21 protein-coding genes are annotated in these 25,806 nt (G+C 39.2%); 11 read left to right on the top strand and 10 right to left on the bottom strand.

Annotation, left to right across the window (positions count from 1 at the left end):
- Positions 1-714: 714 nt before the first annotated feature.
- From mnmG to rpmH, 7 genes are all read right to left on the bottom strand, one after another.
- The gene (gene mnmG, locus ACWTVK_RS04145; RefSeq protein ID WP_456046032.1) at positions 715-2,586 is read right to left on the bottom strand and encodes a tRNA uridine-5-carboxymethylaminomethyl(34) synthesis enzyme MnmG; all 1,872 of its coding nucleotides are present in this window, start codon (positions 2,584-2,586) and stop codon (positions 715-717) included.
- A 50-nt stretch (positions 2,587-2,636) separates the two neighbouring features.
- Positions 2,637-4,022, bottom strand: a complete 1,386-nt coding sequence (gene mnmE, locus ACWTVK_RS04140; RefSeq protein WP_456046031.1) for a tRNA uridine-5-carboxymethylaminomethyl(34) synthesis GTPase MnmE — start codon at positions 4,020-4,022, stop codon at positions 2,637-2,639.
- 186 nt (positions 4,023-4,208) lie between these two features.
- Entirely contained in the window at positions 4,209-5,006 is a 798-nt protein-coding gene (jag, locus tag ACWTVK_RS04135) for an RNA-binding cell elongation regulator Jag/EloR (RefSeq protein WP_456046030.1), read from the bottom strand.
- An 8-nt stretch (positions 5,007-5,014) separates the two neighbouring features.
- Positions 5,015-5,683: a YidC/Oxa1 family membrane protein insertase gene (locus ACWTVK_RS04130; protein ID WP_024066050.1), complete on the bottom strand. Its 669-nt coding sequence runs from the start codon at positions 5,681-5,683 to the stop codon at positions 5,015-5,017.
- A 170-nt stretch (positions 5,684-5,853) separates the two neighbouring features.
- Complete coding sequence (gene yidD, locus ACWTVK_RS04125; RefSeq protein WP_072270728.1) at positions 5,854-6,075, bottom strand: membrane protein insertion efficiency factor YidD; 222 nt, start codon at positions 6,073-6,075, stop codon at positions 5,854-5,856.
- Positions 6,076-6,124: 49 nt separating this feature from the next.
- Complete coding sequence (gene rnpA / locus ACWTVK_RS04120) at positions 6,125-6,484, bottom strand: ribonuclease P protein component (RefSeq protein WP_119206595.1); 360 nt, start codon at positions 6,482-6,484, stop codon at positions 6,125-6,127.
- Positions 6,485-6,563: 79 nt separating this feature from the next.
- A complete protein-coding gene (gene rpmH, locus ACWTVK_RS04115; RefSeq protein ID WP_004692946.1) occupies positions 6,564-6,698 on the bottom strand; it encodes a 50S ribosomal protein L34 in 135 nt (44 codons plus the stop codon).
- Between the two features lie 1,115 nt (positions 6,699-7,813).
- Between rpmH and dnaA the strand changes: the two genes are divergently transcribed.
- From dnaA to ACWTVK_RS04070, 9 genes are all read left to right on the top strand, one after another.
- The gene (gene dnaA / locus ACWTVK_RS04110; protein WP_456046029.1) at positions 7,814-9,391 is read left to right on the top strand and encodes a chromosomal replication initiator protein DnaA; all 1,578 of its coding nucleotides are present in this window, start codon (positions 7,814-7,816) and stop codon (positions 9,389-9,391) included.
- A gap of 326 nt (positions 9,392-9,717) precedes the next feature.
- Positions 9,718-10,830: a DNA polymerase III subunit beta gene (gene dnaN / locus ACWTVK_RS04105; protein WP_004698016.1), complete on the top strand. Its 1,113-nt coding sequence runs from the start codon at positions 9,718-9,720 to the stop codon at positions 10,828-10,830.
- A gap of 97 nt (positions 10,831-10,927) precedes the next feature.
- Positions 10,928-11,161: an RNA-binding S4 domain-containing protein gene (locus tag ACWTVK_RS04100; RefSeq protein WP_004692943.1), complete on the top strand. Its 234-nt coding sequence runs from the start codon at positions 10,928-10,930 to the stop codon at positions 11,159-11,161.
- A 3-nt stretch (positions 11,162-11,164) separates the two neighbouring features.
- Entirely contained in the window at positions 11,165-12,265 is a 1,101-nt protein-coding gene (recF, locus tag ACWTVK_RS04095) for a DNA replication/repair protein RecF (protein WP_456046028.1), read from the top strand.
- Complete coding sequence (locus ACWTVK_RS04090) at positions 12,252-13,154, top strand: DUF721 domain-containing protein (protein WP_456046027.1); 903 nt, start codon at positions 12,252-12,254, stop codon at positions 13,152-13,154. Before recF ends, ACWTVK_RS04090 begins: the two co-directional genes overlap by 14 nt.
- A gap of 13 nt (positions 13,155-13,167) precedes the next feature.
- Complete coding sequence (locus ACWTVK_RS04085; RefSeq protein WP_105098632.1) at positions 13,168-13,416, top strand: DUF370 domain-containing protein; 249 nt, start codon at positions 13,168-13,170, stop codon at positions 13,414-13,416.
- Positions 13,417-13,491: 75 nt separating this feature from the next.
- Positions 13,492-15,393 carry a DNA topoisomerase (ATP-hydrolyzing) subunit B gene (gene gyrB / locus ACWTVK_RS04080; protein ID WP_257846742.1) on the top strand — a complete coding sequence of 634 codons (1,902 nt, stop codon included), beginning with the start codon at positions 13,492-13,494 and terminating at the stop codon, positions 15,391-15,393.
- 10 nt (positions 15,394-15,403) lie between these two features.
- Positions 15,404-16,879 carry an amino acid permease gene (locus ACWTVK_RS04075; protein WP_303940099.1) on the top strand — a complete coding sequence of 492 codons (1,476 nt, stop codon included), beginning with the start codon at positions 15,404-15,406 and terminating at the stop codon, positions 16,877-16,879.
- 124 nt (positions 16,880-17,003) lie between these two features.
- Entirely contained in the window at positions 17,004-17,321 is a 318-nt protein-coding gene (locus ACWTVK_RS04070) for a YbjQ family protein (RefSeq protein WP_456046026.1), read from the top strand.
- Between the two features lie 128 nt (positions 17,322-17,449).
- Here ACWTVK_RS04070 and ACWTVK_RS04065 read toward each other — a convergent pair whose 3' ends face one another.
- The 3 genes from ACWTVK_RS04065 to ACWTVK_RS04055 form a co-directional block, all read right to left on the bottom strand.
- Positions 17,450-20,512, bottom strand: coding sequence for an efflux RND transporter permease subunit (locus ACWTVK_RS04065; RefSeq protein WP_456046025.1), 3,063 nt, complete (start codon positions 20,510-20,512; stop codon positions 17,450-17,452).
- Positions 20,509-21,573 (bottom strand): efflux RND transporter periplasmic adaptor subunit, encoded by a 1,065-nt coding sequence (locus ACWTVK_RS04060; protein WP_456046024.1) that lies wholly within the window; start codon positions 21,571-21,573, stop codon positions 20,509-20,511. Before ACWTVK_RS04060 ends, ACWTVK_RS04065 begins: the two co-directional genes overlap by 4 nt.
- A gap of 273 nt (positions 21,574-21,846) precedes the next feature.
- Positions 21,847-23,211 (bottom strand): hemolysin family protein, encoded by a 1,365-nt coding sequence (locus ACWTVK_RS04055; protein WP_456046023.1) that lies wholly within the window; start codon positions 23,209-23,211, stop codon positions 21,847-21,849.
- A gap of 381 nt (positions 23,212-23,592) precedes the next feature.
- Here ACWTVK_RS04055 and ACWTVK_RS04050 point away from each other — a divergent pair, with 381 nt between their 5' ends.
- Both ACWTVK_RS04050 and ACWTVK_RS04045 read left to right on the top strand, forming a co-directional pair.
- Complete coding sequence (locus ACWTVK_RS04050) at positions 23,593-24,192, top strand: SAM-dependent methyltransferase (RefSeq protein ID WP_456046022.1); 600 nt, start codon at positions 23,593-23,595, stop codon at positions 24,190-24,192.
- 356 nt (positions 24,193-24,548) lie between these two features.
- Entirely contained in the window at positions 24,549-25,748 is a 1,200-nt protein-coding gene (locus ACWTVK_RS04045; RefSeq protein WP_456046021.1) for a transcriptional regulator, read from the top strand.
- The last annotated feature ends 58 nt before the right edge of the window (positions 25,749-25,806 follow it).

Genomic DNA, 25,806 nt, shown 5'->3' with positions numbered 1-25,806 from the left:
ATGTCATATGACACATCATATAGGCAAAACTATGTATTTAACGATATATGAGATATCAAAATAGTATTTCGATTTTCAGATGCTATAAAACTCAAAAATTTGCGTTATACGGCGCTTTTAATCTATTTTATATAAATTTATATACGAAAACTAATAAAACGACCATATAAGCGAAATATTTAAGTCATTTTTCTTTATATTATAGCATATTCTCAATTAATTCTCATTTATAAACAAAAATATATAAACTACATAACATAAAATAGGGTAATGAAGAAATACTATACCTATATTATCATTTAAAATAATTAATTGAGAAATCGGTCCATCTTTTTAACCTGCTTTTTCAACCTTTTGTTAAATTTCCAAATCACTATCCTATTTCAATGTAAATCAAAATTTCTTTACCATCCAATCGATCAATAATTGTAAACCTATTTTGTTAACCTTTTACCACATCTATTTTCAGTTTCCTTATACATCTTTTCATCAAACAAATTTCATAGTTTATTTCTAATTTATTACCATGAACTTTTCTTCACTTATAGAATATTTTGTCTATTCTGAATGTACACTTAATGTACTTCTCTAGTGTACATATTTTATAGATAGAATAATAAGGATTTTATAAATATTCATATAAATATACATACATTTACAAAAAAAGCTAGTTAATCATAAGATTAACTAGCTTTTTGTATGCAATCACATATTTTATTTACTTCTATTGTATTGTTCTAGTTGAATCAACAGAACAGACACGTCCGCCGGGGATACGCCAGAGATACGGCTTGCTTGGCCGATGGAGTGAGGGCGGATTTTATTGAGCTTTTGTTGAGCTTCAAGGGAGATACCTTTAATTTGTGTGTAATCCCATTCTTTTGGAAGAATTTTTTCTTCTAGTTTGCGAACTTTATCGACTTGGTCCATTTGTTTTTTAATATAACCTTCGTAGGTAATGGAGATATCGACAGCTTCTTCAACGTCAGGTGTATAGCGTTTCAAACCAAATGCATCCGCTACGATAGCATAGGAAAGTTCATTACGTTTTACTAAATCATAAGCATGTATACCTGTTCTAATAGGTGCTGTACCTAAGCTTTCAAGCAAGGCTTGTGTTTCCTTAGATGGATTTACAGGTGTATTTCGCAACATGTCCATAGCTTCTTCGATAGCAGCTTTCTTAGCTGTAAATTTAGCCCAACGATCATCTTTTACAAGACCGATTTCACGCCCTTTTTCAGTAAGACGCATATCTGCATTGTCTTGACGAAGCAATAGACGATATTCGCTACGGCTTGTCATCATGCGGTACGGTTCGTTTGTACCTTTTGTTACAAGATCATCGATGAGAACACCGATGTAGGCTTCGGAGCGAGCAAGGATAAACGGTTCTTTACCTTCAAGCCATAAAGCAGCATTAATACCAGCCATTAGACCTTGTGCAGCGGCTTCTTCATAGCCAGATGTACCATTAGCTTGACCAGCAGAGTAGAGGCCTTCAATATGTTTTACTTGAAGGGCTGGTGTTAATTGTGTTGGGTTTAAGCAATCGTATTCAATAGCATAGGCAGGGCGCATGATTTCAACATTTTCAAGGCCTGGAATGGTGCGAAGGAATGCATATTGTACGTCCATTGGAAGAGACGTACTCATGCCTTGCACGTACATTTCGTTTGTGCTAGTACCTTCTGGTTCTACGAATAATTGATGACGTTCTTTATCGGCAAAGCGCACTACTTTATCTTCGATAGAAGGGCAGTAACGAGGGCCTACACCTTCGATTTTACCGCTATACATAGGGGCACGGTGAATATTGCTCGTAATGATTTCGTGCGTTTCTTTGTTAGTATAGGTCAACCAACATACGTCTTCATTGCGATTGATCCATTCATCCATAAAGGAGAAGGAGTGATGATGTGTATCGCCTTCTTGAACCTCCATATTTTCAAGGTTAAGTGTGCGTTTATCTACACGGGCTGGCGTACCAGTCTTAAAGCGCATCAACTCAATACCATTGTCGAGTAAAGATTGAGAGAAATGTTCTGCTACGCGTTGACCATTTGGGCCACCTACATAATCGATATCGCCGATGAGGATTTTACCTTTCAAGTAGGTACCTGTACAAAGAATAACAGCCTTAGCGCCATAGAATTCGCCAAGTTCTGTAACAATACCTGTTACCTTGCCATCCTCAACCTTAAGCTCTGTTACCATGATTTGCTTAACATTGAGGTTCTCTGTATTTTCAATGGTTTGTTTCATCAAATGTTGGTATTTGATTTTATCAGATTGGCAGCGCAAGGAATGCACGGCAGGGCCTTTACCCATATTGAGCATACGCATTTGAATAGCCGTAGCATCTGCGTTAATACCCATTTGACCGCCTAAAGCGTCAAGTTCATAAACAAGATGGCTTTTACCAGGACCGCCAACGGCAGGATTACATGGCATAAGCGCAATGTTATCTAAACTGATGGTCGCCATCAACGTGCGATGACCCATGCGGGCAGCGGCAAGGGCCGCCTCACAACCAGCATGACCACCACCGATGACAATGACATCATAATTATCTACTGTGTACATATCAATTGAATTCCTTATATTTGTTACTTATCTTATTGTGAAAGTTTAAATCACTTACCAAGGCAAAATCTACTGAATAGTTCGTCGATCATGCTTTCACGGATGGTATCGCCTGTGATGTCCCCAAGTAGTTCCCAGGCGCTGCGCAAATCGGTAGCTACAAAGTCTACTGGCATGCCCATGTCGATGGAGGAGAGGGCTTCTTCGACTTGTGCCTTTGCTTGTTCCATGAGGCTAATGTGGCGCACGTTACTGATCATAGCGCTATTGTCTTGTTTTACGCGACCGCCGTAGACGAGTTCTTGCACCCATTTGGAAAGAACTGCAGAGCCTTCACCTTCTTTAGCACTGATTCGTTCAATAGCTGTAAAGTTACCGTGTTCTTTAATATTTTCGTCTGTAACGACTTGTGCCACATCGGACTTATTGAGGAGTACGATAGTGTTCAAACCGCTAACAGAGGTCAAAATTTCGATTTCTTCAGGGAGTAATGGAGTAGACCCGTCGATAACACAGAGCACGATGTCTGCTTTGTTGATATAATCACGAGCACGCTCCACGCCGAGGGCTTCTACCGTATCTTGTGTATCACGAATACCTGCCGTATCGATGAGGCGCAAAGAAATGCCTTCTACGGTCATATATTCTTCAATACTATCCCGCGTCGTCCCCGGAATATCCGTTACGATAGCACGGTTTTCGCGCAAGAGAGCGTTCATAAGGCTCGATTTACCTGCATTTGGGCGGCCTACAATAACCGTCGTAATACCGTCGCGAATAAGGCGACCTGTGTTCGCTGTGGACAACAAATTATCCATAGCTTTCAAAATAGGCTCTAGCTGATCCCGAACCTCTTGGCTCGTTACATCCTCAATATCCTCTTCTGGATAGTCGATAGTTACCTCTAAATGAGCAATCATGGCGATGAGCTGTTCACGCACATCTTTTACAAAGGACGAAACTGTACCGTCCAGCTGGGATACAGCGAGGGAGAGGGAGTCCTCTGTTTTTGCTTCAATAATATCAATGATCGCCTCTGCTTGAGTGAGGTCGATACGTCCGTTCATAAAGGCACGCTTCGTAAATTCGCCGGCCTCAGCCATGCGTACATCGTGATTTACGAGCAATTTCAAGATTTGTCGAACTGGCACAATACCGCCGTGACACTGAATTTCTACCACATCCTCTGCCGTGTAGGAATGAGGGCCTTTCATTAATAACACAAGAACCTCGTCGATGGTCTTGTTCGTTGCAGGGTCCACAATGGTCCCGTATTGTATCGTTCTATTTTGGCGGTCCATCAAAGGAACGGTGCCAGCGCTCTTGAACAGGCTATTTACAATAGGAAAACTATCCTTGCCGCTGACCCGAATAATACCAACCCCGCCTATGCCGGGCGGCGTCGCAATGGCCGCTATTGTATCATCTATATACATACATATCTCCGTATTTCCATTATCTAGTATTTGCTTTTGTATATGTTCTTCGCCTGTGAAAGTTAAACTAAACTAATCTTTGCATGCGAAGATTAACTTAGGTTAGCTTTCACCATAACCTAAAGAATAAAGGGAGCAGCCCTCAAGCAACCGAGAATTCAGTCACTTGAAAGCTGCACCACTATATTATTTTTTGTACGTAATCACAACGTGACGGAACGGTTCGTCCCCTTCACTGTTAGTAACAACGTTTTTATCCCCTTGAAGGGCAGTATGAATGATTTTACGTTCAAAAGCATTCATCGGTTCTAAGGAAACCTTTTGACGGTTGCGTTTCACCTTAGAAGCCAAGCGTTTCGCGAGATTCACCAATGTTTCTTCTCGACGAGAACGATAATTTTCCACATCTACAACGATGTGGCAGTGGCCAGATACATCCTTGTGAGCCACGAGATTTGTTAAGTATTGAATAGCATCCAATGTTTGACCATGTTTACCGATCAAAATACCTAAATCTTCGCCGTGTACTTGGAATGTAATCTTATCTTTAGTCATCATTTTTTCGATAACTACAGTGAGGCCCATTTGTGTAAACATATCATCGAGGAATTGTTTACCTTTTTCAGCAATTTCTTGTTGATCTTCTTTTGAAAGTTCCTTTTTAGAAGGTTTTTCTACAACATCACCTTCAGAAGTTTCAACTACTGCATCTTGTACTTCTATTTCACTTGTTGCTACCGGCTTGGAAGCAACAGCTACAGATTGTTCTTCTACATGAGCTACTTCTTCTTGAGTAGCAGTTTTAGCTACAGATGTGAAGAATAAGCGAACAACTGCTGGTTTACGACCAATGCCCAAGAAGCCATTAGAAGGTTGTTCCAATACTTTAGTTTCTACCAATTCTTGGCCTTCTGCAGCCAATTGAGCTACGCCTTTGGCAATGGCATCTTCAATGGTTTTAGCAGATACATCGATAAATTCCATAGTGTCTCCTATTTCTTAGCTTCTAAGCTTTTGTAAATGAAATGTTGTTGCACAAATTGGAATACATTGGATACGATCCAGTAAATAACTAAGCCAGATGGGAAGTTAAGGGAGATGTAACCAATGAATAAAGGCATAAAGATTGTCATAATCTTTTGTTGTTGCGCAGCAGCACCAGTTGCACCGCTACTAGTTTGCTTGGACATAATCCATGTAGATAATGCACTCAATACTGGCAAAATATACATTGGATCTGGTTCCCCAAGACTAGGAAGCCATAAGAATTGTACATAGTTTTGATCGTATGGATAGCCTTGTAAAGCGTAGAAGATAGCGATCAAGAATGGCATTTGCACCAATAGAGGCAAACAACCAGCCAATGGGTTAACGCCCATTTCTTTGTACAATGCACCCATTTCCGCTTGCAGTTTTGCAGGATCGTTTTTGTATTTATCTTGCAATTCTTTCATGCGAGGCTGTAACTCTTGCATAGCCTTCATGGATTTGATTTGTTTTACAGTAAGTGGTGCCAAAACCGCTTTAATAACGATTGTTAAAAGGATAATAGCCACACCGTAGCTTGGATAGCCTACCATTTGAGTTAATTGGAACGCATAAGTTACCAATGTAGTCATCAATTCAACGATAGGGTGGAATATACTACTTAAGAATTCCATTGTTTCTCCTTTTTCTTACAGTCCGAAACCGTCCTTTGCGCATCTATATATCGTTATGGTATGGTCTAAATTTCATCCATACAGATGCTCAGGTATTTCCAAAACTATGCTAGATGTTTTTTGTGAAAGTTGCTTTCACAGAACGCAAAACCAGCCTAATCAAAAATAGATTATGGCACTGGATCGTAGCCACCCTTGTGGAAAGGATGGCAGCGAAGAATGCGTTTTAAACCCATCCAGCTACCTTTCAAAGGACCATATTTTTCGATGGCCTGTAGAGTATATGTGGAACATGTCGGATAATAACGGCAACATCCAGGTTTTAAGGGAGATATGGCAAGCTGATAGAACCTAATTAAAAGTCGTAAAAGCGTAGTTATACAGCGTTTCATGGAAACCTCCATATACACAAAAAAGGACCAAAGCCTCTAACTTGTGGTCCTATTTATCATTTTGTATCAACAATTTGCTTTTTCGCAAGAGATACAAAATTTCCTTTTCCGCTTTTTCGTAGGTAGCGTTTTTCAGAGGGCCACGTCCAACAATTACGATATGATACCCTTCGCGTATGGAATGTTGATTGAGGCGATACACCTCTTTCATAAGCCGTCTAGCTCGGTTGCGCTCAACAGCACAACCAACCTTTTTGCCGGTTACAAAACCAATGCGCGTAGATTGCTTCGCCACGGGCATACGATAGAGTACACACATACGGCCTACTTCGTATTTACCGTGCTTATACACAAGGCGATATTCATTATTGTGCGTCAGTCGTCTTGCTTTTTCGAGGCAATAATCCATATGCATTGTCCTTAAGTCCTAAGAATAGAAAAACTTGGCAGCAGCGCCAAGTTTTTTCTCCTGCCTAACAGCTATTATATTATGCAGATAAGCGTTTTCTGCCTTTTGCACGTCTTCTTTTTAAAACGAGACGGCCACCGATAGTTTTCATGCGTTCACGGAAACCATGGGTACGTTTTCTCCAAAGAGTATTTGGTTGGTAAGTACGTTTCATTAGTAAAACACCTCCTCGTCATTTTGTATTGTTTTACTTATACCATAACAGGGTAATTATAGAGTTAAAACGTAAATTTGTCAATATAATAAAGGCATTCTGCTTGTGAGTTCTTGTATTTCTATAATAATTCTATCACTCATTTCATCCTATAATTGATGTTACGTTTCCAGGGGGAGGAATATAGGACTCCTTCATCGCTCCATACGACACGTAAAGTCGCTCAAAAGGACCCTATATTCCCTCCCTAAGTAAATCCTAATCTCACCTTACACACCACTACACGATGTAAACGTAACATCAATTATTAGCAATACAAGAACTCACAACTCTAATATTTTTATATATTGGAAAATTTACGTTTTGATCTCTACTTAAGGTGAAAGGGAATAGATGTGGTTTTCTCCCTTTTCCCTCTACGCCATATGAAATTACAATTTGTTTTATGAACAGAAGTTTATTGTTTGTTAACGATGATTGGATAGTTTCTAGATTACTTTTCCACAATTATTATTTATTAACATGGTTATCTTTTATTGTTAGAAAGGGGATTGATACTAATTTTTAAGCGACTTGCGTCAGAATGGAGCGAGAAAATTAGTATCAATTCCTTCCTAAAAGTAATCTAGAAACAAATATAAAAATTGATGGATCAAAATTAGATTTATAAATCATCGTTACTTAGTTAAAAATGGTTCATATACAAATTGTAATTCCATAAAAGTAGTTTTCAGTCCTCCCCCAAAAGTAATAGATATACCCAAAGAAATTTAAAATATACATTACAAACAGTTTATAAAAGTTATCCACAGATTGAATGACAAATTACTTATTTTTTGGTACAATCATACTTGAAATTAGGAAAAAGTATATATTTTTATAAGTTTTTGTTGGATAACTTTTAAGGTTATCCACATTTTTTCTCTTTTGACCTGTGTAATCTATAAAGTCAGTTATTATCTGGTTGGAAGAGAATTTTGTTTTCACTTATTCACAAGTTGTGCACAGGTTATTCACAGGAATAACAGGTTTTTCCACAGCTTTCACAATAGTTATACACATTATTCCTAAAGTTATACACATTTATCGCAATAGTTATACACAAGAGGCACGTCATGCAATCATTTGATTTGAATAATATATGGGAACATATATTGCAAGAGGCGAAAAAGAACATGCAACATTTGCCTGACGCGTTGTACTTGCGCGTCACGTCATCGTTGATTCCCATGTCTCTCGACAGTCATTCGATCCATATTGGGGTCATGCAAACATTTGTTAAAAACTTAATCGATCAGCAGCCACAGATCAGCAAGGCTTTACAGGATGCGATTACTACGGTTATCGGTTCCCATCGGGATATGGTGTTATTCGATTTCAATCAAGAGAGTGTAGATACTACCTTTGTTGATGAAAATCTCATCGATGATGCACCTGTAGTAGCTCCACCGATGCCATTACCGCCTGTGGTAGAGGAAAAAGCTCAACAAGATGAGTTTTACACACCGGTGTATCAAGAGCCTGTCTATATCGACCGCGCACCAGTGCCTGTGAATATTCCAGATGAACCAATGGTAGCGCCTACTAAAACGACTGAAACAACAACACCTACATTACAATCTGATAATGTACCTGTAGATTTATCCTTATCTAACCTTAATCCAGCGTACCGTTTTGATAACTACGTTACAGGCAACGCAAACCGCATTCCATTTGGGGCGGCTCAAAATGTAGCTGAGTTCCCAGGCGGCGACTATAATCCGCTCTTTATCTACGGTCCATCAGGTCTAGGTAAAACGCATTTGATGCACGCTATCGGCAATGCTATCAAGGAAAATCATCCACACATGAAGGTTATGTCCATTACGAGCGAAAACTTTATGAACATTTTCGTCGAAACATTGCAACGTAACCAAGGTAAATTATTCCGCAACACGTTCCGCAATATCGACGTGCTCATGATTGACGATATTCAGTTCCTTGAAAGTCGTGAAAGTACAAAAACTGAACTATTTAATACGTTTAATGAGTTATTAAATAACAACAAGCAAATCGTCCTCACCTCTGATACGATGCCAAATGATATGGAGCAATTTGAAGACCGTCTTCGTTCTCGTTTCCAAGCTGGCTACATTGCTACCATGGAAAATCCAGATTTAGAAACACGCATTGCCATCTTTAGATCTTTGCTGGAACGAGAATATAAGAAAAATCGCATTATCCGCATCGATAATGACTCCATCAACTACGTGGCGTTACAATTTAGTGAAAATGTCCGCGTATTGCAAGGTGCTTTCACCAAATTAATCGGTACCGCATCCATCGATCAACGTCTCGAATCTATCGACCTAGAATACACTAAACAAGCCTTGGCTGGCCTCGTTCACACCGAAGAGGTGAACATGGTCACTATTGAAAGCATCCAGAATTTTGTAAGTTCTTATTTCAATATTAAAAAGCAAGACTTGCTCGGTAAGAAGCGTAAGGCACAGTTCGCATTCCCACGGCAAATTGCCATGTATTTATGCCGTGATATGATCAATGAAAGTTATCCGCAAATCGCAACAGCCTTCTCTCGTGACCATACGACAATTCTCCATGCGTACGATAAAATTACGAAGGAAATTGAACGAAACGAAGAAACTAAGAACATGATTTCTGAAATTAAACAGAAATTAACAACCTGTGGATAACTCTGTGGATATATTGTGCGTAACTTTGTGGATATCCTAAAAACCGCACTCTACTGTGAATATGTGGATAAGTAGTTACAAACTATCAACATAGTTATACACAACCGAGAAATCGCACAGTTAGTAGCGCCAATTCACTTTTACACATATGAACAGGCCCCTACTATTACTACTACTAAAACTAACAAACAATCAAAAAACCAGTAGAAACAGATCTATCGTAGAATATCTATAGAGCATCTACGATAGCAAACATAGAAAATTACAAACAAGACGAGAAGTTATTAGTGCTTCTACATTATATGGAAATCATAAAGGAGTTATAAATGCATATTACATTCCCAAAAGCAAATCTCCAAAAAGCAATCAACGTATTGCAAAAGGTATCTCAAAATAAAACAAGTTCCAATTTACCAGGCGCTATCTACATGACAACAAAAAATGGTCAAGTAGAATTGCAAGGTAACGATTTTGAACTTGGTATTCGTTTAACTATCGACGGCGACATTAAAGAACCTGGCACATTAGTTGTAGGTTCCCGCTACTTCCAAGAATTAATTCGCAAATTACCTGGTGATACAATCGAGCTTTACAAACCAGAAGATGGCAATTCTTTAACAATCACATCTGGTTCTTCTGAATTTAACCTCGTAACATTACATCCAGATGATTTCTCCTTGGTTGAACAAATACATGACCAAGATCATGTGAACATCGATAGCTTTGCTATGAAAGAACTCATCGATTTAACAAACTACGCAGCTGCAACAGACGAAGACCGCCCTGTATTTACTGGTGCTCTTCTTGAAATTAAAGAAAACGAAGTAACAATGGTTGCTACTGATACACACCGCATGGCTGTTAAGAAAATTACCATTGATGAACCAGCAACTACGCCAATGCGCGCTATCATTCCTACAAAAACGTTGGCTGAAGTATCTCGTTTGTTACCAACAGATAATCCAGCGATGATCAACATCATTTGGAACCGCACACAAATCGTGTTCAACTTTGAATCTATTTACATTATTTCTCGTTTGATCGAAGGCACATATCCTGAATATGAAAAGGTTATTCCTTCCCAATTCGATTCTAGCGCTGTTATCGACCGCCGCGAATTCGCTGGTGCTGTTGACCGCGTATCCTTATTAGCTAAAGACATCAGCTATAACGTAATTCGTTATGATTGGTCTGAAAGCAATGTAACATTGTCTACTCAAAATACTGAAATCGGCATGGCTAAAGAAGACGTAGCTGTTGAATTTAAAGGTACACCTTTCACAATCTCCTTCAATGGTCGCTATATCTCTGACATCTTGCGCCACAGCACAGGCGATAACATTCATTTGTTCTTAAAACAAAACGGTCCAGTTGTCATTCGCCAAGACAATAATCCGAACTATACATACGTAGTAACACCAGTTCGTACTAATGCTTAATGAATTAATATACATATTTTTATTAGGTAATAATGATTAAAAGTCATCGTTACCTAATTCCCACATAGTTATAATTTGTCCACTATAGGAGGACTTTATGAAAGAGCAACAGCAGGTACCCATTCATACGGAGTACATTCAAATTGATCAGTTGTTGAAGTTAGAAGGCATTATCGAAACAGGTGGTCAAATCAAATCCTTTATCGATGAAGGCATCCTTACTTTGAATGGTCAAGTTGTGACAGAGAAGCGCAAGAAGTGTCGCGTTGGGGACGTGATTTCTTGTGAAGGTCTCGATGTAGATCTCGTAATTACTCAAGAGGAGGCATAATCGGTGAGAATTGACTCACTGCAATTATTCCAGTTTCGTAATTACAAGGATGTAACGATTCAATTCAATCCGGAGATTATCGTTTTGCATGGCACCAATGGGGCTGGTAAGACGAATATCCTTGAATCGATTTATGTGGGGACCATTGGTAAAAGCCATCGGACCAATGATACGTCAGATATGCTCATGTTCAATGCCGAAGAAACAGGCATTGTTGTAAAGTTCGAGAAAAAGGATACGCCACAAAAGGTAAATATTAAGTTATTCCGCCAAGGTCCTAAGGATATTCGCTTAAACGATACGAAAATATCTCAAAAAGAATTGATTGGTACATTAAATACAGTTATCTTCTGTCCAGAAGATTTACAGCTCATCAAGGGCACACCGTCAGGACGTAGACGTTTTCTCGATATGGAAATCTCTCAGACTAGCGCTACCTATTATCATCAGTTGATGCAGTATAATCGGTTATTACAGCAGCGGAATGCGATCCTTAAAGAATATAGAGGTAAGCAGAACATTCCTCTTGAAGAATGGGATTTGCAATTAGCCGATATGGCGAGTTTTATCGTAAAGAAACGGTTAGAAAGCTTGAAGAAAATCAACCTTCTCATCGATTTGATGAATCGTAAACTAACAGGTGGTCTCGAAAATTTAACCATTGGTTATGAACAGCCTTACATGGATAATGGTTCGTTAGAATATACAAAGGAAGGCTTTTACGAGCGCATCAAAGCAGCGTTGCCGCAGGATCGTCATCGGATGACCACTAGCGTAGGTCCTCATCGTGATGATTTACGATTCTTTTCCGATGCGATGGATTTAAAGAAATTTGGATCTCAAGGTCAGCAACGAACAGCTGTATTGTCCTTAAAGTTGAGTGAGCTTGAGTTTATTAAGTCCGAGGTTGGGGAATATCCAGTTCTTTTACTAGACGATGTATTGAGCGAACTTGATGAGTCGAGACGAGCGAATTTATTGCAGTTTATTCATAAACGTATTCAAACATTTATTACTACTACAGATATTCACGATTTTAAAGATTTGAAATCCGTACAATTTATTTCTTGTGAAGGGGGAACGGTTCAGTATGGACAGCCTTGATCTTTGTTTACCAAAGGCCTTATCAGAACTGAATTTACTAGAACAATATAAATTAAATACCCTCGTTCACAAGTGGCGTCATGTAGTGGGCGATGTCATTGCGGACCATACGAAAATTGTGTCTATCAAGCCTCCAGATATGGTTATCAGTGCAGATAATTCCATGTGGATGCAAGAATTACAGATGCAAAAACGGCGTATCATCGAGGCCATAAACAAGTATTACCATCAAGAGGTCATCACAGATATTCGCTTTATTATGAAACGTCAGAGTTATGTGAAAGCAAATACTGATACATCTATTTCATTGCCTGATGAACAGATTATTACAAAACGTATTAATTTCGCAGATATCGTACTTTCAAAAGAAGATGTAGAAGCCATCGATAAATCATTAGAGAAAACAGATAATGAAGAATTACGAGCTGCTTTCAGAAAAGTACAAATTACGGCTCGAAAGCGTGAAATCTATTTAGAGCAGCATGGGTATCATCGTTGTAAGCGATGCGGCATGCATATGGAATCTAAAAAAGAAATCTGTCCGACCTGTGAATATGAATTACATCGCGCTCATATTAAAGAAATTAAGTCTGTTATTAGAAAGTATCCATATTTTAAATACAGTGACTGTCAGCAGTTTATACAATGTACCTTCCCAGATTTTGCAGAAGCCATGAGGGAGTGCATATACTTTTACTTAGATAAAATTTACAAAGGATCTATCAATCGCCGTCATATGTATATGGTGGCTATGCTTATCACTCATAAGAAGCCTGATGAGCTAACGGATCAGCACGTTATTAATTTGTGCAATAAATATCGATCAAAGTTCCTTGCTGAAGAAGAACAGCGGAAAATTGATTCATTAAATGGGACATTAGAAAAGTAGAGGGGGCATTCCTATGTACGTTCATATTGGGGATACCGTTTCCGTGCCTATCGAATCCATCATTACCATGGTGCATGCCAAGGGCGGAAAATCCCATAAAAGTCCTATTCATCACTATGAAAGCTTAGAGTATATCGCCATGGTACCAGAGGAGCAGATCAAGACCTATGTGGTCACTGATGATTGCGTTTATGGATCTGGTATTAGTATTAAGACTTTAATGAGACGAATTGACGAGTTTTATAGTATAATAAAGAGATAAGATTTATTCTGTACATGTGTTGTACCAAATTTCAATCCAGTACAGTGTGATAGATTGTTAGGAGGAGTTTGTTTCATGCCTGAAGAAAATTATGGCGCTCAGAATATACAGGTTCTCGAGGGTCTTGACGCGGTACGTAAACGCCCTGGTATGTACATTGGTAGTACGTCCATTCGCGGTTTACATCACCTCGTTTATGAAGTAGTAGATAACTCTGTTGACGAAGCGCTCGCAGGTTATGCTACACATATCGAAGTATCCATTAATAAAGATAACAGCATTACTGTTGTCGATGATGGTCGTGGTATCCCTACAGGGATGCATGAATCCGGTATGTCTGCGGTAGAGTTAGTATTAACAAAATTGCATGCTGGCGGTAAATTTGGCGGTGGCGGCTACAAGGTTTCTGGTGGCCTTCACGGCGTAGGTATTTCCGTAGTAAATGCATTGAGTGAATGGACTAAGGTTCAAGTATCTCAAAATGGTATCGTTCAAGAGATTTCCTTTGCTCGTGGTCATAAAACTTCCGAGTTGCACGAAATCGGTAAAGCAGAAGGTACTGGTACTACTGTTATCTTCAAGCCAGATGCTGAAATCTTTGAAACTACTGTATTCAACTTTGATACATTGAAAATTCGTTTACAAGAATTGGCATTCCTTAATAAAGGCCTTCGCATTACATTGAGCGATTTGCGCCAAGAGGAACCTCGTGTTGAAAGCTTCCACTACGAAGGTGGTTTGAGTTCTTTCATTACCTTCTTGAACGAAAATAAAGAAGTAGTAAACCCAACTGTAATTTACATTGAAAACACAAAAGACGACGTAGTTGTAGACGTAGCATTGCAATATAACGATAGCTACAGCGAAAACTTGTTATCCTTTGTAAATAACATTAATACTATTGATGGTGGTACTCACCTTTCTGGTTTCCGTGCTGCTTTGACTCGTACCCTCAATGATTATGGCCGTAAAGCTGGTTTGATCAAGGAAAATGAGTCCAACCTTTCCGGTGAAGACGTACGTGAAGGTTTGACAGCTGTTGTATCTGTAAAAGTATTGGAACCTCAATTTGAAGGCCAAACAAAAACTAAACTTGGCAATAGCGAAGTTAAAGGTATTACAGATGTTATCGTATCTGAAGGTCTTAGAACATTCTTCGAAGAACATCCTCAAGATGCGAAGAAAATCATCGAAAAAGCAACAATGGCAAGCCGTGCTCGTGAGGCCGCTCGTAAAGCCCGCGACTTAACTCGACGTAAAAATGCGTTGGAAGTATCTAGCCTTCCTGGTAAATTGGCAGATTGCTCTGAAAAAGATACATCTATGACTGAAATTTATCTAGTCGAAGGTGATTCTGCGGGCGGTTCTGCAAAACAAGGTCGTGACCGTCGTTACCAAGCGATTTTGCCATTGCGTGGTAAAATCCTTAACGTAGAAAAAGCGCGCCTTGATAAGATTTTAGCGAATAACGAAATTCGTTCCATGATTACTGCTTTCGGTACTGGCATTGGTGAAGAATTTGATATTACAAAATCTCGTTATAACAAGATTATTATTATGACAGATGCGGACGTTGACGGTGCTCATATCCGTACCTTGTTATTAACATTCTTCTACCGCTATATGAAACCATTGGTAGAGGAAGGTCATATTTACATTGCACAACCACCGTTGTACCAAATCAAGAAGGGTAAATCTCACTGGTATGTATACTCTGATGCAGAGCTTACAGCTAAACTTGATGAAGTAGGCCGCGATGGTATTACAATCCAACGTTACAAAGGTTTAGGTGAAATGAATCCTGAACAATTATGGGAAACTACAATGAACCCTGAAAACCGTACGATTTTACAAGTTAGCTTAGAAGATTCCATCGAAGCTGACAAAATCTTTACAGTTCTTATGGGCGATAAGGTAGAACCTCGTCGTAAATTTATTGAAGATAACGCAAAATACGTGCGTAATCTAGATTTGTAAGAGGTGACCCATGGCTGAAAACAATAATGTAGAGTTTACCTCTAATAAAGATCAACATTTAAAACGTTCCCTAAAGGCGCGTCATATGAATATGATCGCTTTAGGTGGCGCTATCGGTACCGGCTTATTCGTAGCTGGTGGTGAAGTTGTAAGTACAGCAGGCCCTGGTGGTGCGCTTGTAGCTTACGGCCTCATCGGTATCATGGTGTACTTCCTCATGACATCTCTTGGTGAAATGGCGACGTACTTGCCGATTCCAGGTTCCTTCGGGACTTATGCAAAACGCTATGTAGACCCTGCCTTTGGTTTTGCCTTAGGTTGGAACTACTGGTTTAACTGGGCTATTACATTGGCTGCTGAAGTTTTAGCAGGGGCACTCATCATGAAATATTGGTTCCCTGATGTGCCTGCCATTGTATGGTCTGCTCTGTTCTTGCTCGTTTTATTCGGCTTGAACTATTTATCGACTCGCTCCTTTGGTGAAAGTGAATATGTATTCTCTAGCATCAAGGTTATTACTGTATTCGTATTCCTATTCTGTGGCTTTATGCTCATCTTTGGCATTGGAGGCACATCTCCAGGATTTGCGAACTGGACAGTAGGGGAAGCACCATTCGTAGGTGGTTGGGAATCTATCCTCGCTATCTTCATGGTGGCTGGTTTCTCCTTCCAAGGTACTGAACTTATCGGCGTAGCCGCTGGTGAAGCAGAAGACCCTGAAAAGAACGTGCCAAAAGCGATTAATACAATCTTCTGGCGTATTCTATTGTTCTATATCGGTGCTTTCATAGTTATCGGTTTCTTAATTCCGTACACTGATCCAAACCTATTGAATTCTAGTGTAGAGAATGTATCTATTTCTCCATTTACACTCGTATTCGACCGCTTTGGTTTTGCCTTTGCTGCTAGCTTTATCAATGCTATCATCTTAACGGCAGTACTCAGTGCTGGTAACTCTGGTCTCTATTCTTCTACGCGTATGCTGTACGCACTTGCTAAAGAAGGACAAGCACCAAAAATCTTCGGTAAGCTTAATAAACGTGGTGTTCCAGTACCAGCGTTAATCTTAACTACAGCAATCGGTTTATTTGCATTCCTTACAAGCTTCATCGGCGAAGGTACTGCATATACTTGGATTGTTAATATTTCCGGTCTTTGCGGTTTCATCGCATGGGTTGGTATCGCTGTTTCTCACTATCGTTTCCGCCGTGCCTTCATTGCACAAGGTAGAGATCTTAAAGAATTACCTTACAAAGCGTGGTTGTTCCCAATTGGCCCAATCTTGGCGTTCATTCTTTGCGTCATCATCATTGCTGGTCAAAACTACTCCGCTTTCACAGGCGATACAATCGACTGGTATGGCGTATCCGTTGCGTATATCGGATTGCCAATCTTCTTCGCAGTATACTTAGGTTACAAATACATCAAGAAAACAAAACTTGTTCCATTGAAAGAAGTTAATCTAGACCGCGATTTTGATCGATAAAAACATATAATTAGACCTGTTCATTATGAATGTAGTGAACAGGTCTTTTTTTTTATTGTATTTCTGTGAAAGCCTTGCTATAATAAATCAAAATATATTGTAGTCAATTAGAGAGGATACAATTATGATTATTACTACAACTATGCATATTGAAAACAAACCAGTTCAAGAGTATAAAGGTATCGTATTTGGTGAGGTCGTAGAAGGTCGTAACTTTGTGAAAGATTTTATGTCTGGCATTCGCGACATCGTTGGTGGCCGTAGCGGCAGCTATGAAGATTCTTTGATGAGTACGCGCCAAGCAGCTCTTGATGAAATGTCTCAACGAGCTTCTAAATTGGGTGCTAATGCTATTATTGGAGTATCCTTCCAATATAGCACAGTAGGTGCACAAAATGGCATGCTTATGATTACATGCAATGGCACAGCTGTAGTAGTTTAATAGGTAATAAAAGAAATCCCCTAATCAATGTGTAAGCCATATAGCTTTTACAAAGATTAGGGGATTTTTGCTAAGTAAATAAAATTACTAGTATATACTAGCTTTTACAAATTTAGAAATATTTGTCATTATTTTATCTTATACCAGCTTGCGTACATAACTGGCAATACGATGAGTGTGAGTACCGTTGCCACTAGTAAGCCGCCGCTAAAGGCGATGGCAAGTGGGCTCCAGAATACAGATCCCATAAGAGGAATCATGCCCAAAATCGCTGCGATAGCGGTGAGCATGATAGGGCGGAAACGAAGTGTAGCGGAATTGATAATCGCTTCAAGTGGTTTTTGTCCTTCTGCTTTGTGGATTTCAATTTGGTCTAACAAGATAATGGAGTTACGGATGATCATACCCGAAAGGGCGATGATACCTAGAATAGCCATAAAGCCTAATGGTGTTCTCGTAATATTCAGAGCCAATACGACGCCGATTAATCCGAGAGGTGCTGTGAGCAAAGCCATGAACATAAGGGCAATACGCTTCAATTGGAACATGAGGATTGTCATGATCACAAAGAGCATAATTGGCATTGGTGTTGCTAGATTTTGTACGGCTGTGACGCTCTTTTCAGCGGCTCCATCAAGTTCAATGGTATATCCTGTAGGCAAGGAATCGCGAATGTCTTGTAAGGATTTATAAACCTCTTTTGTTTTCGCATTGCCTAAAACACCGGCTTTTACATTGGCGTGAATGCTAATAGTTGGCATCATATTTCGATGCCAGATAATACCATCCTCTTGCGTCATAGTGATAGTTGCAATTTGGCTAAGTGGTACGTAGGAACCATTGCCTGTTTGAATCGGTAAGGAGGATAGAGCACTTAAGTTGTGTTGCTCATTATCTCCTAAACGGAATGTAACAGGAATTGTTTGATTACCTTCGTAATATTCCCCAGATTTAGTGCCAGATAATAAACTTTGCAAGTGTAAGGATACAGCATAGCTATCGATGCCGAGTAGGCGAGCCTTGTTAGGATCGATGTGAATATTTGCTACTGGTTCTGTATCTGGCCAGTCAAAGGCTATGTTATGCAAATCCTTGTCGCCTTGCATCTTGTCTTTTACCTTATTGGCGATTTCTTTTACCACCTTTTGATCAGGTCCAGAAACGCGGAGCATGACTGGATATTTAGAAGGTGGACCAATTTGTACAAACTGAGCATTTACAAGAGCTGATGGGAATTCTGTATTTAAATACGATGTTAATTCATTATATAGTTTATCTCGATCCTCTAAGGATTTTGTAACGATTACATATTGTAAGAAATTGTCTCGTTGCAATTCAGGTTCTAATGTAAGGACGAAACGAGGTGAACCTTGTCCAATATAGGATGTGAATGTTGCAATACGTTCGTCACCTTGTAAATGTTCATCGATGAGTTTTGCTTGGTTAGCAGTGTACTCGATGGATGAGCTTTGTGGAAACTGCATGGATACTATAATTTCATTACGTGTTGATGATGGGAAAAATTCCTGCTTGATCAATGGTAGTGAAAGTAGCGATAACACAAAGGCACCTAAGGTGATGAGTAATACTACCTTATGATGACCTAAGGCCCAATGTAATAGTCTTTCAAATTTATCATAGAATGTAACACTGAGATTGTGCATGATATGGTCTCGTTTAGTCCATTCTGATTCAGGTTTTGGAGCCTTGTTTTCGATGATTTTATAGCCGAGAACAGGGCTGACGAGAACAGAGGCGAACCAAGATAGGATGAGAGCCATAAATACAACAATAGATAGAGATTTTGTAAACTCTGCTACCATACCTTGTGCTAATGCTAATGGCAAGAATCCAGCGCAGGTAATGAGCGTACCAGATAGCATAGGGAATGCTGTCGATTGGTAAGCAAAGGTAGCAGATCTAAAGTGACCCCAACCTTCTTCGAGCTTAACGCTCATCATTTCTACAACGATGATGGCATCATCTACGAGAAGGCCCAGTGCCAAGATGAGGGCACCCAGGCTAACCTTGTGTAAATAAATGCCGCTTTCATACATCAAAATAAATGTTGTAGATACAACGACTGGAATGGTAAGAGCTACAACTAATCCTGTTCGCAAGCCAAGAGATGCAAAGCTTACAAGCAATACGATGGCGATGGCTTCAAATAAGGATTGGGAGAAGTCGCCAATGGATTCCTTAACGATATGAGGCTGATTAGATACTTGATCGAGTTCGAGACCTGCAGGTATGGTTTTTTTCAACTCTGCTAGCTTTTTGTCGATAGCTTCACCAAACTCTACATTGTTAGCCCCTGCATCCATGGAGATGGCAATGCCTATAGCTGGCTTACCTTCATAGTAGAACTGAGGGTTGCTAGGGTCTTGGTAGGTCATGGTTACATCAGCCATGTCGCCTAAGCGCAAGGTTTGATTGTTGATGCGAATCGGCATATCTTGCACGGCTTGCGGACTATCGAATAGGCCGTTAACGCGGAGATATACATTATTTGTATCCGTCGTAATCATACCAGCTGGAACCATCATACTTTGTTGTTTGATAGCTGTTAATAGCTGTTGTGTACTGATTTTATAGGATGCTAATTTATCCTTATTAATCGTTACATTAAGAGTTTGCTGTTGAACCCCAATGAGGCTGATTTTTTTTACATTAGGAACAGATAAAAGCTGACGTTTTAAGTCTTCCGCTTGTTGTCGCTTTTCTTCATAGGAGAATTCATCGCCACTTATGGCGTAGATAATACCGTATACATCATCGAATCTATCGTTGATAGTCGGCCCTTGAACACCTTGTGGGAGAGATTTCCATTCGTCGTTGATCATGTTCCGTGCTTCTTCCCAAGCGGGACGGATTTTGTCAGATGGTAGATTTTCTTTCAGATTAATATAAATGACTGATTTGCTGCCATCTGTGAAAGATTTCGTATAATCTACGCCCGGAAGATCGCGCAGTTTTTCTTCTAATTTGTCTGTTACCTGATCCGACATTTCTTGTGGGGAAGCCCCGGGCCAAGCAACGCCGACAACCATGGTGCGCATCGTAAAGTCTGGATCTTCCATACGTCCCATATGGTTGTATGAGAAGATACCAAAGGTGAGTAGCACAGCTATGAAGTAGTAGATAATGGACTTGTGTTTGAGGGCCCATTCGGCTAAGTTAAATTGTTTCATTGACTAACCGCCGTCCCTTCTTGTAATTGTTGAGTGCCTGCGGTGATGACAATGTCGCCCTTAGCTAAACCAGATGTAACAATGACTGAATTCTTACCAAACTCACCAGTCTTAATAGGAACGAGATGAGCCTTCTTATCTCGGATAATATACACTGCATTATTGCCATTAGAATCTTTTACAAGAGCCGTCAATGGAATAGAAATATTAGTATTATCTGTAGTAGATAAATTAACATTGACCGTCATGCCTAGTTGTACCTCTTTAGGTGCATTTTGTAATGCAATTTTTACGGTATACGTTCTCGCTACAGGGTCAGGAACTGGTGAAATTTCACGGACTACACCTTGAACGGTTATATCTGGTAGAGCCCAAAATGTAATATTGGCAGGACTTCCCACATGAACCTTTGCCAATTCTTGTTCAGGAAGGGCAATGACTGCTTCTGGTTCGTGACCAGCCGCTAAGGTGCCAACGTTTTGACCGGCTGCTACAACTTGTCCTGTTTCAATATTAAAAGCTGTGATAATACCTGTATCAGGGGCGGTCAAATTAGTATAGCTATTTTGATTGCTGCTTAAATTGAGGCTTGCCTGTGCTTGTTGTAGTTGAGCAGAGGCCGCATTCAATTGGTTTTCCGCTTGGTCTAGCTGCAATTTACTGATCGCTTGTTGTGCATAAAGCTCGCGGTATCGGTTGGCATTCGTTTCTGCTAACTCGAATGCTGATTGAGCCGCTTTTACGGCCCCTTCAGCATTTTGCACCTGCGCCGCCGTATCAGAACCATTGATTTGAGCAATCACTTGCCCTGCTTGTACAGCGTCACCGACATTGACGAATTTATTGATGACGCGTCCTCCGATTTGAAAGGCTAAGTTTGTTTCCGTTTTATTATGGATAGTGCCTGCATAGCCAGCACTAGTAGTACCAGATTCTTCACCGATGGTGATGGTGCGCACCTTGAGGCTAGTATCCTCAGATTGTTTTTCAGATCCGCAACCACTGATTATAGCAGTCCCTATTAAGAGGGCTCCTATGGTTGCTATGACTTTTTGATTCATAGAATCTCTCCTTTATACCACACATAAGCCCTATGACACAGAACTACACATTAGTAATCATAGGACGATATATTTTATGAAAGTAGATCTAATTTAGCTATTAGAGTTATTTTAGATAATAGCGCTATTAGGTCTAATTATATATTTTATACAATTTAATAATACTATATTTATATATAAACGGCTAGGGGTATATATAAAAAGTGAGTCCTCCATAGGAGAACTCACTCTTTAAAAATTTACAATACTCACAAATTTATAGATTAGTAGGTATTAGTCTTTTTCTTCTGTTTCTTGTACTACGATAGGTTCTTCATAGGTTACAAGAATCTTATCGATACGGGTGTTATCCATATCTACAACTTCAAAGGTATATCCATTCCATTTTGCTTTGTCTAATTCTTTTGGAATGCGGCCAAAGAGAACATTTAATAGACCGCCCATTGTTTTGTACAAGTCTTTTTCTTCGCCTGGTAATTCTTCATCGATGTGGAAGAATTCTTTAAATTCGTCTACGTCGAGAAGGCCATCTACAAGCCAGGAACCGTCTTCACGTTCGACGATTTTATTTTCTTCTTCCTTGATTTCTTCTTCACCAGAAGGCATGAGACCTACAATTTCTTCCATAATGTCATGTAAGGTTACAAGACCGCTGAAACCGCCGTACTCGTCGAGAACGATCGTTTCATGAACGCCTTCTGTACGGAGTACATTCAATAATTTCATGAGCGTAATGGATTCTGGAATGAGTAATGGTTCTTTCAAACAAGATTCAATAATATCATGAATAGAGCGTTCGCTAGGACGTTGCATGATCTGTACCAATACGTCAGATACAGTTACGAGACCCTTTAGTTCGTCCAAGGAATCGGTACCTACAGGAATGCGGTAATGGTTAGCATTTTTGAGGACTTCCATAATTTCGTCCTCTGTGCCATTAAGGTCAATCCATTTGAGCTGTGTACGAGGTGTCATGATGTCTCCAGCATTCATGTCTGCTAGATGAAAGATATTTTCTACGAGGATAGGTTCTTCTTCTTCATACGCACCCATAGCAACACCTTCGGTGAGCATCTTGTTGATTTCGGACTCTGTAACAGGAGCCTCTTCTTTCACAGTCACGCCTAGTAATTTTAAGAGGAATTCTGTAGAAACGCCGAGGAAGCTAACGATTGGTTTTAAGGCTACAGACAGCCAATAAATTGGTTTTGCCACTACTACGGCGATGCTTTCAGGACTATTTAAGGCCAAACGTTTCGGCACGAGCTCGCCAATAACGAGGGATAAATAGGTGATAATTGCAACGATGAGGAAAGAACTCAAAGAAGCTGCATATGGAGCGATGCTAGGAATATTAGCTACCAATACTTCCTCTAGAGGACCAGAGAAGGTCGCACCAGAGTACAAACCAGTTAAAACGCCGACGAGGGTAATACCGATTTGAATAGTAGAGAACATCTCGTTTGGATTTTCTGCTAATTCAAAGGCCTTTTTAGCACGCTCGTTGCCTGCTTCGGCCATTTCCTCTAATTTTCGTTTCTTCGCATTGACGATGGCCAATTCCGTCATAGAGAACAAGCCATTGGCGATGATTAATACGACGATAATTATAAAATCTAAGGTCAGATCACTGTCCATGTAAGTAAATACTCCTTTTTATATAATTCTGCACATGAGAAAAATAGAAATCTTACTCTTTAGTATACCATATTGGCATCAATAAATGTTTGTATACAATGAAAGCACCCAAAAGGGTACTTTTGTTATATACTATAGGTGTTACCGCCCCAGACTGTAACAAGCACATAGCACAAAAAGAGGAGGGCTGCCACCCTCCTCTTTTGTTTTGCATGCATTAAAATGCTTACAAAATATTTATTTCCTTTATCTATTATTATATTACACAATTTACTATTATTTGTAAATAATACTAGATACATATAATATATAAGATATGACTAGTCATTACCAATAGTATGGCTTATATAAGATAGATAATTATATTAATAGGAACTACATATGACAAGTGAACAGGAATGGGAACAGGTTTTACAAATAAAGACAGCAGGCCGTGACGATAGTCGGTCTGATACGGAGCATCATCCGTATGAGCCGACTGATTATTGCGTCCTAGAGCGCTTGGCGAATAGTGGTCATATTCGCAAGAAACATACCCTCATCGACTATGGCAGTGGCAAGGGCCGTGTTAGCATTTTTATGGCTTACCAAACGGGCTGTCATTCCATCGGCATCGAATACGATGAACGATTATATAAAAAGGCTTTGATCAATGGTGAAAGCCCAGCAGCGCGCAATCGTGTGAGTTTTGTGCACGGTGATGCGGCGCTCTATGAATTGCCAGCTCAAGCAGATCGATGCTTTTTCTTTAATCCCTTTGCGCTCCATACGATTAAGCGCGTCTTAGGGAATATCTTTGATTCCTTGTACCATCATCCTCGGGAGATTAAGCTTTTTTTCTACTATGTTAACGAAGAGGTAGAAAACTTCTTGAATAATCATGTGCGATTAGAACAAGAAGAACCCATTGATTGTAGTGATCTCTTTGAAGAAAATGATGAGAAAGAACGAATTTTAGTATATTCAGTAAATCTATTTTAGGATTTGATATATACTATTTGATACATTAGATTTTATGCATATTTTTATATAAAAATATGTCATTTTATATACATTTTCAGCACAAAAATTTAATACAATAAGCTATATAAGAAACCTCATTTTGAATAATTGTATTTGCAGTTTTACATTTGTACGACTAGGACATAATTCAAATTGAGGTTTTATTCTATTTTTAAGGAACTTTCACCCATATTATTAAGGAAAAAGCCTATAAATTCTGCTATAATAATATATTAGAGATTATAAAATCAAATTATTTTTTATGGTTCTATACATTGATTCGTATGCACTAATATAGTGGATAGGGCTGAGTGTATTGAAGAATGGAGGTACCCGTGGAAATCATCGATACAGCATTGATTGAACGTATTCGCAAGGCCTTAATTAAACGATATGATCGAGATCAACAAATTCAACAAATGATTGAAGAAATTGGTGCCGAAGAGGGACTCAATGAAACTGAATTGGCTATTGTTTATCAAGCTTATTTAGAGGTTAAGGAACGCATATACTATACATCTTCTCTTGTTGATTTGTGGAATCAAATTGAAGAGGTTCAAAAACGGATGTCCATGTTGCATACCTATGATTCTCTTGAAGAGGATTTGTTTGGCAATGTATTAGGCGACGATAAAGAGAATATCATCATTTCTGATGGATCTTATCTTGGCAAGGGTGCTAGTCATAATAATGATGTATACGCTATGGAACAGGTCCAATTATCGGATATTCCTGTGCAGCATGATTCTACAGTGGGCATGAACCATATTAAATTGAACGAATTGCATTCTATGGGCGGTCTTTTTACAGGATCTGGTGAAAGCTCCCAACATGAGATATCGGACCTTGATGAAGACATTGTAGAGCATATGGATGTAAATCCACTAGATGGCGTGGAAAGCTTAGAAGTCCATCACTTAGATGAAGAAAATCCATTTGATGCGGAAAACTCAGTATTACTTTCAAAATCTAAAGATACAGAAACATCCCATATAAATAAGGATGCATCTAGTAGAAAAGATGATATAAATGAAAATGATATGTCCTCTATTGATCCATATACAGCAGTAAATGCTTTATTATTCGGTAAGTCTGGCTTAGATTCAGATAAAGCCAATAAGAAGATGGAAAAGCTTCTTAAAAAGCAATTGAAACGCGTAGATGATGAATGGGCGCGTATCAATGGAACTGACGATACATCTAAAAAATCTAAGGATTATAAAAAATTCAAAGAAGATAAGAAATCTAAGGGTGACAAGAAGTCCAAAGATGATAAAAAGTCCAAAGATGATAAAAAGTCTAAAGAGGATAAAAAGGACAAAAAACATAAAAAGTCTAAGGAAGACAAACATTCTAAATCCGAAGATAAGTTAAAGAAAAAGAAAGACAAGGCTGAAAAGAAGCTTAAGGTTTTAAATGATAAGTTAAAAACAGTCTTTTTAGGCGATACTTTCAGTAAAAAAGATAAGAATAAAGACAAGAAAAAGGATAAAAAATCCAAAAAGGATGGATCCGAAAAAAAGCAAAAACGATAGTTTCCGTATGGAATAGTAAGGCCTATGAACAGGGGGCCAAGGAGAGTACTAGTGCTAA

This window comes from Veillonella sp. Ser01, from assembly GCF_053850375.1.
This window is presented reverse-complemented; position numbering and strand designations above follow the sequence as displayed.

Bases quoted from the DNA above. Each gene is read 5' to 3' on its own strand.
- dnaN (WP_004698016.1), top strand. From the start codon at position 9,718: ATGCATATTACATTCCCAAAAGCAAATCTCCAAAAAGCAATCAACGTA.
- yidD (WP_072270728.1), bottom strand. From the start codon at position 6,075: ATGAAACGCTGTATAACTACGCTTTTACGACTTTTAATTAGGTTCTAT.
- ACWTVK_RS04085 (WP_105098632.1), top strand. From the start codon at position 13,168: ATGTACGTTCATATTGGGGATACCGTTTCCGTGCCTATCGAATCCATC.
- ACWTVK_RS04070 (WP_456046026.1), top strand. From the start codon at position 17,004: ATGATTATTACTACAACTATGCATATTGAAAACAAACCAGTTCAAGAG.
- ACWTVK_RS04060 (WP_456046024.1), bottom strand. From the start codon at position 21,573: ATGAATCAAAAAGTCATAGCAACCATAGGAGCCCTCTTAATAGGGACT.
- ACWTVK_RS04055 (WP_456046023.1), bottom strand. From the start codon at position 23,211: ATGGACAGTGATCTGACCTTAGATTTTATAATTATCGTCGTATTAATC.
- ACWTVK_RS04075 (WP_303940099.1), top strand. From the start codon at position 15,404: ATGGCTGAAAACAATAATGTAGAGTTTACCTCTAATAAAGATCAACAT.
- dnaA (WP_456046029.1), top strand. From the start codon at position 7,814: ATGCAATCATTTGATTTGAATAATATATGGGAACATATATTGCAAGAG.
- rpmH (WP_004692946.1), bottom strand. From the start codon at position 6,698: ATGAAACGTACTTACCAACCAAATACTCTTTGGAGAAAACGTACCCAT.
- gyrB (WP_257846742.1), top strand. From the start codon at position 13,492: ATGCCTGAAGAAAATTATGGCGCTCAGAATATACAGGTTCTCGAGGGT.
- ACWTVK_RS04130 (WP_024066050.1), bottom strand. From the start codon at position 5,683: ATGGAATTCTTAAGTAGTATATTCCACCCTATCGTTGAATTGATGACT.
- ACWTVK_RS04050 (WP_456046022.1), top strand. From the start codon at position 23,593: ATGACAAGTGAACAGGAATGGGAACAGGTTTTACAAATAAAGACAGCA.
- mnmG (WP_456046032.1), bottom strand. From the start codon at position 2,586: ATGTACACAGTAGATAATTATGATGTCATTGTCATCGGTGGTGGTCAT.
- mnmE (WP_456046031.1), bottom strand. From the start codon at position 4,022: ATGTATATAGATGATACAATAGCGGCCATTGCGACGCCGCCCGGCATA.
- ACWTVK_RS04065 (WP_456046025.1), bottom strand. From the start codon at position 20,512: ATGAAACAATTTAACTTAGCCGAATGGGCCCTCAAACACAAGTCCATT.
- rnpA (WP_119206595.1), bottom strand. From the start codon at position 6,484: ATGGATTATTGCCTCGAAAAAGCAAGACGACTGACGCACAATAATGAA.
- ACWTVK_RS04090 (WP_456046027.1), top strand. From the start codon at position 12,252: ATGGACAGCCTTGATCTTTGTTTACCAAAGGCCTTATCAGAACTGAAT.
- jag (WP_456046030.1), bottom strand. From the start codon at position 5,006: ATGGAATTTATCGATGTATCTGCTAAAACCATTGAAGATGCCATTGCC.
- ACWTVK_RS04100 (WP_004692943.1), top strand. From the start codon at position 10,928: ATGAAAGAGCAACAGCAGGTACCCATTCATACGGAGTACATTCAAATT.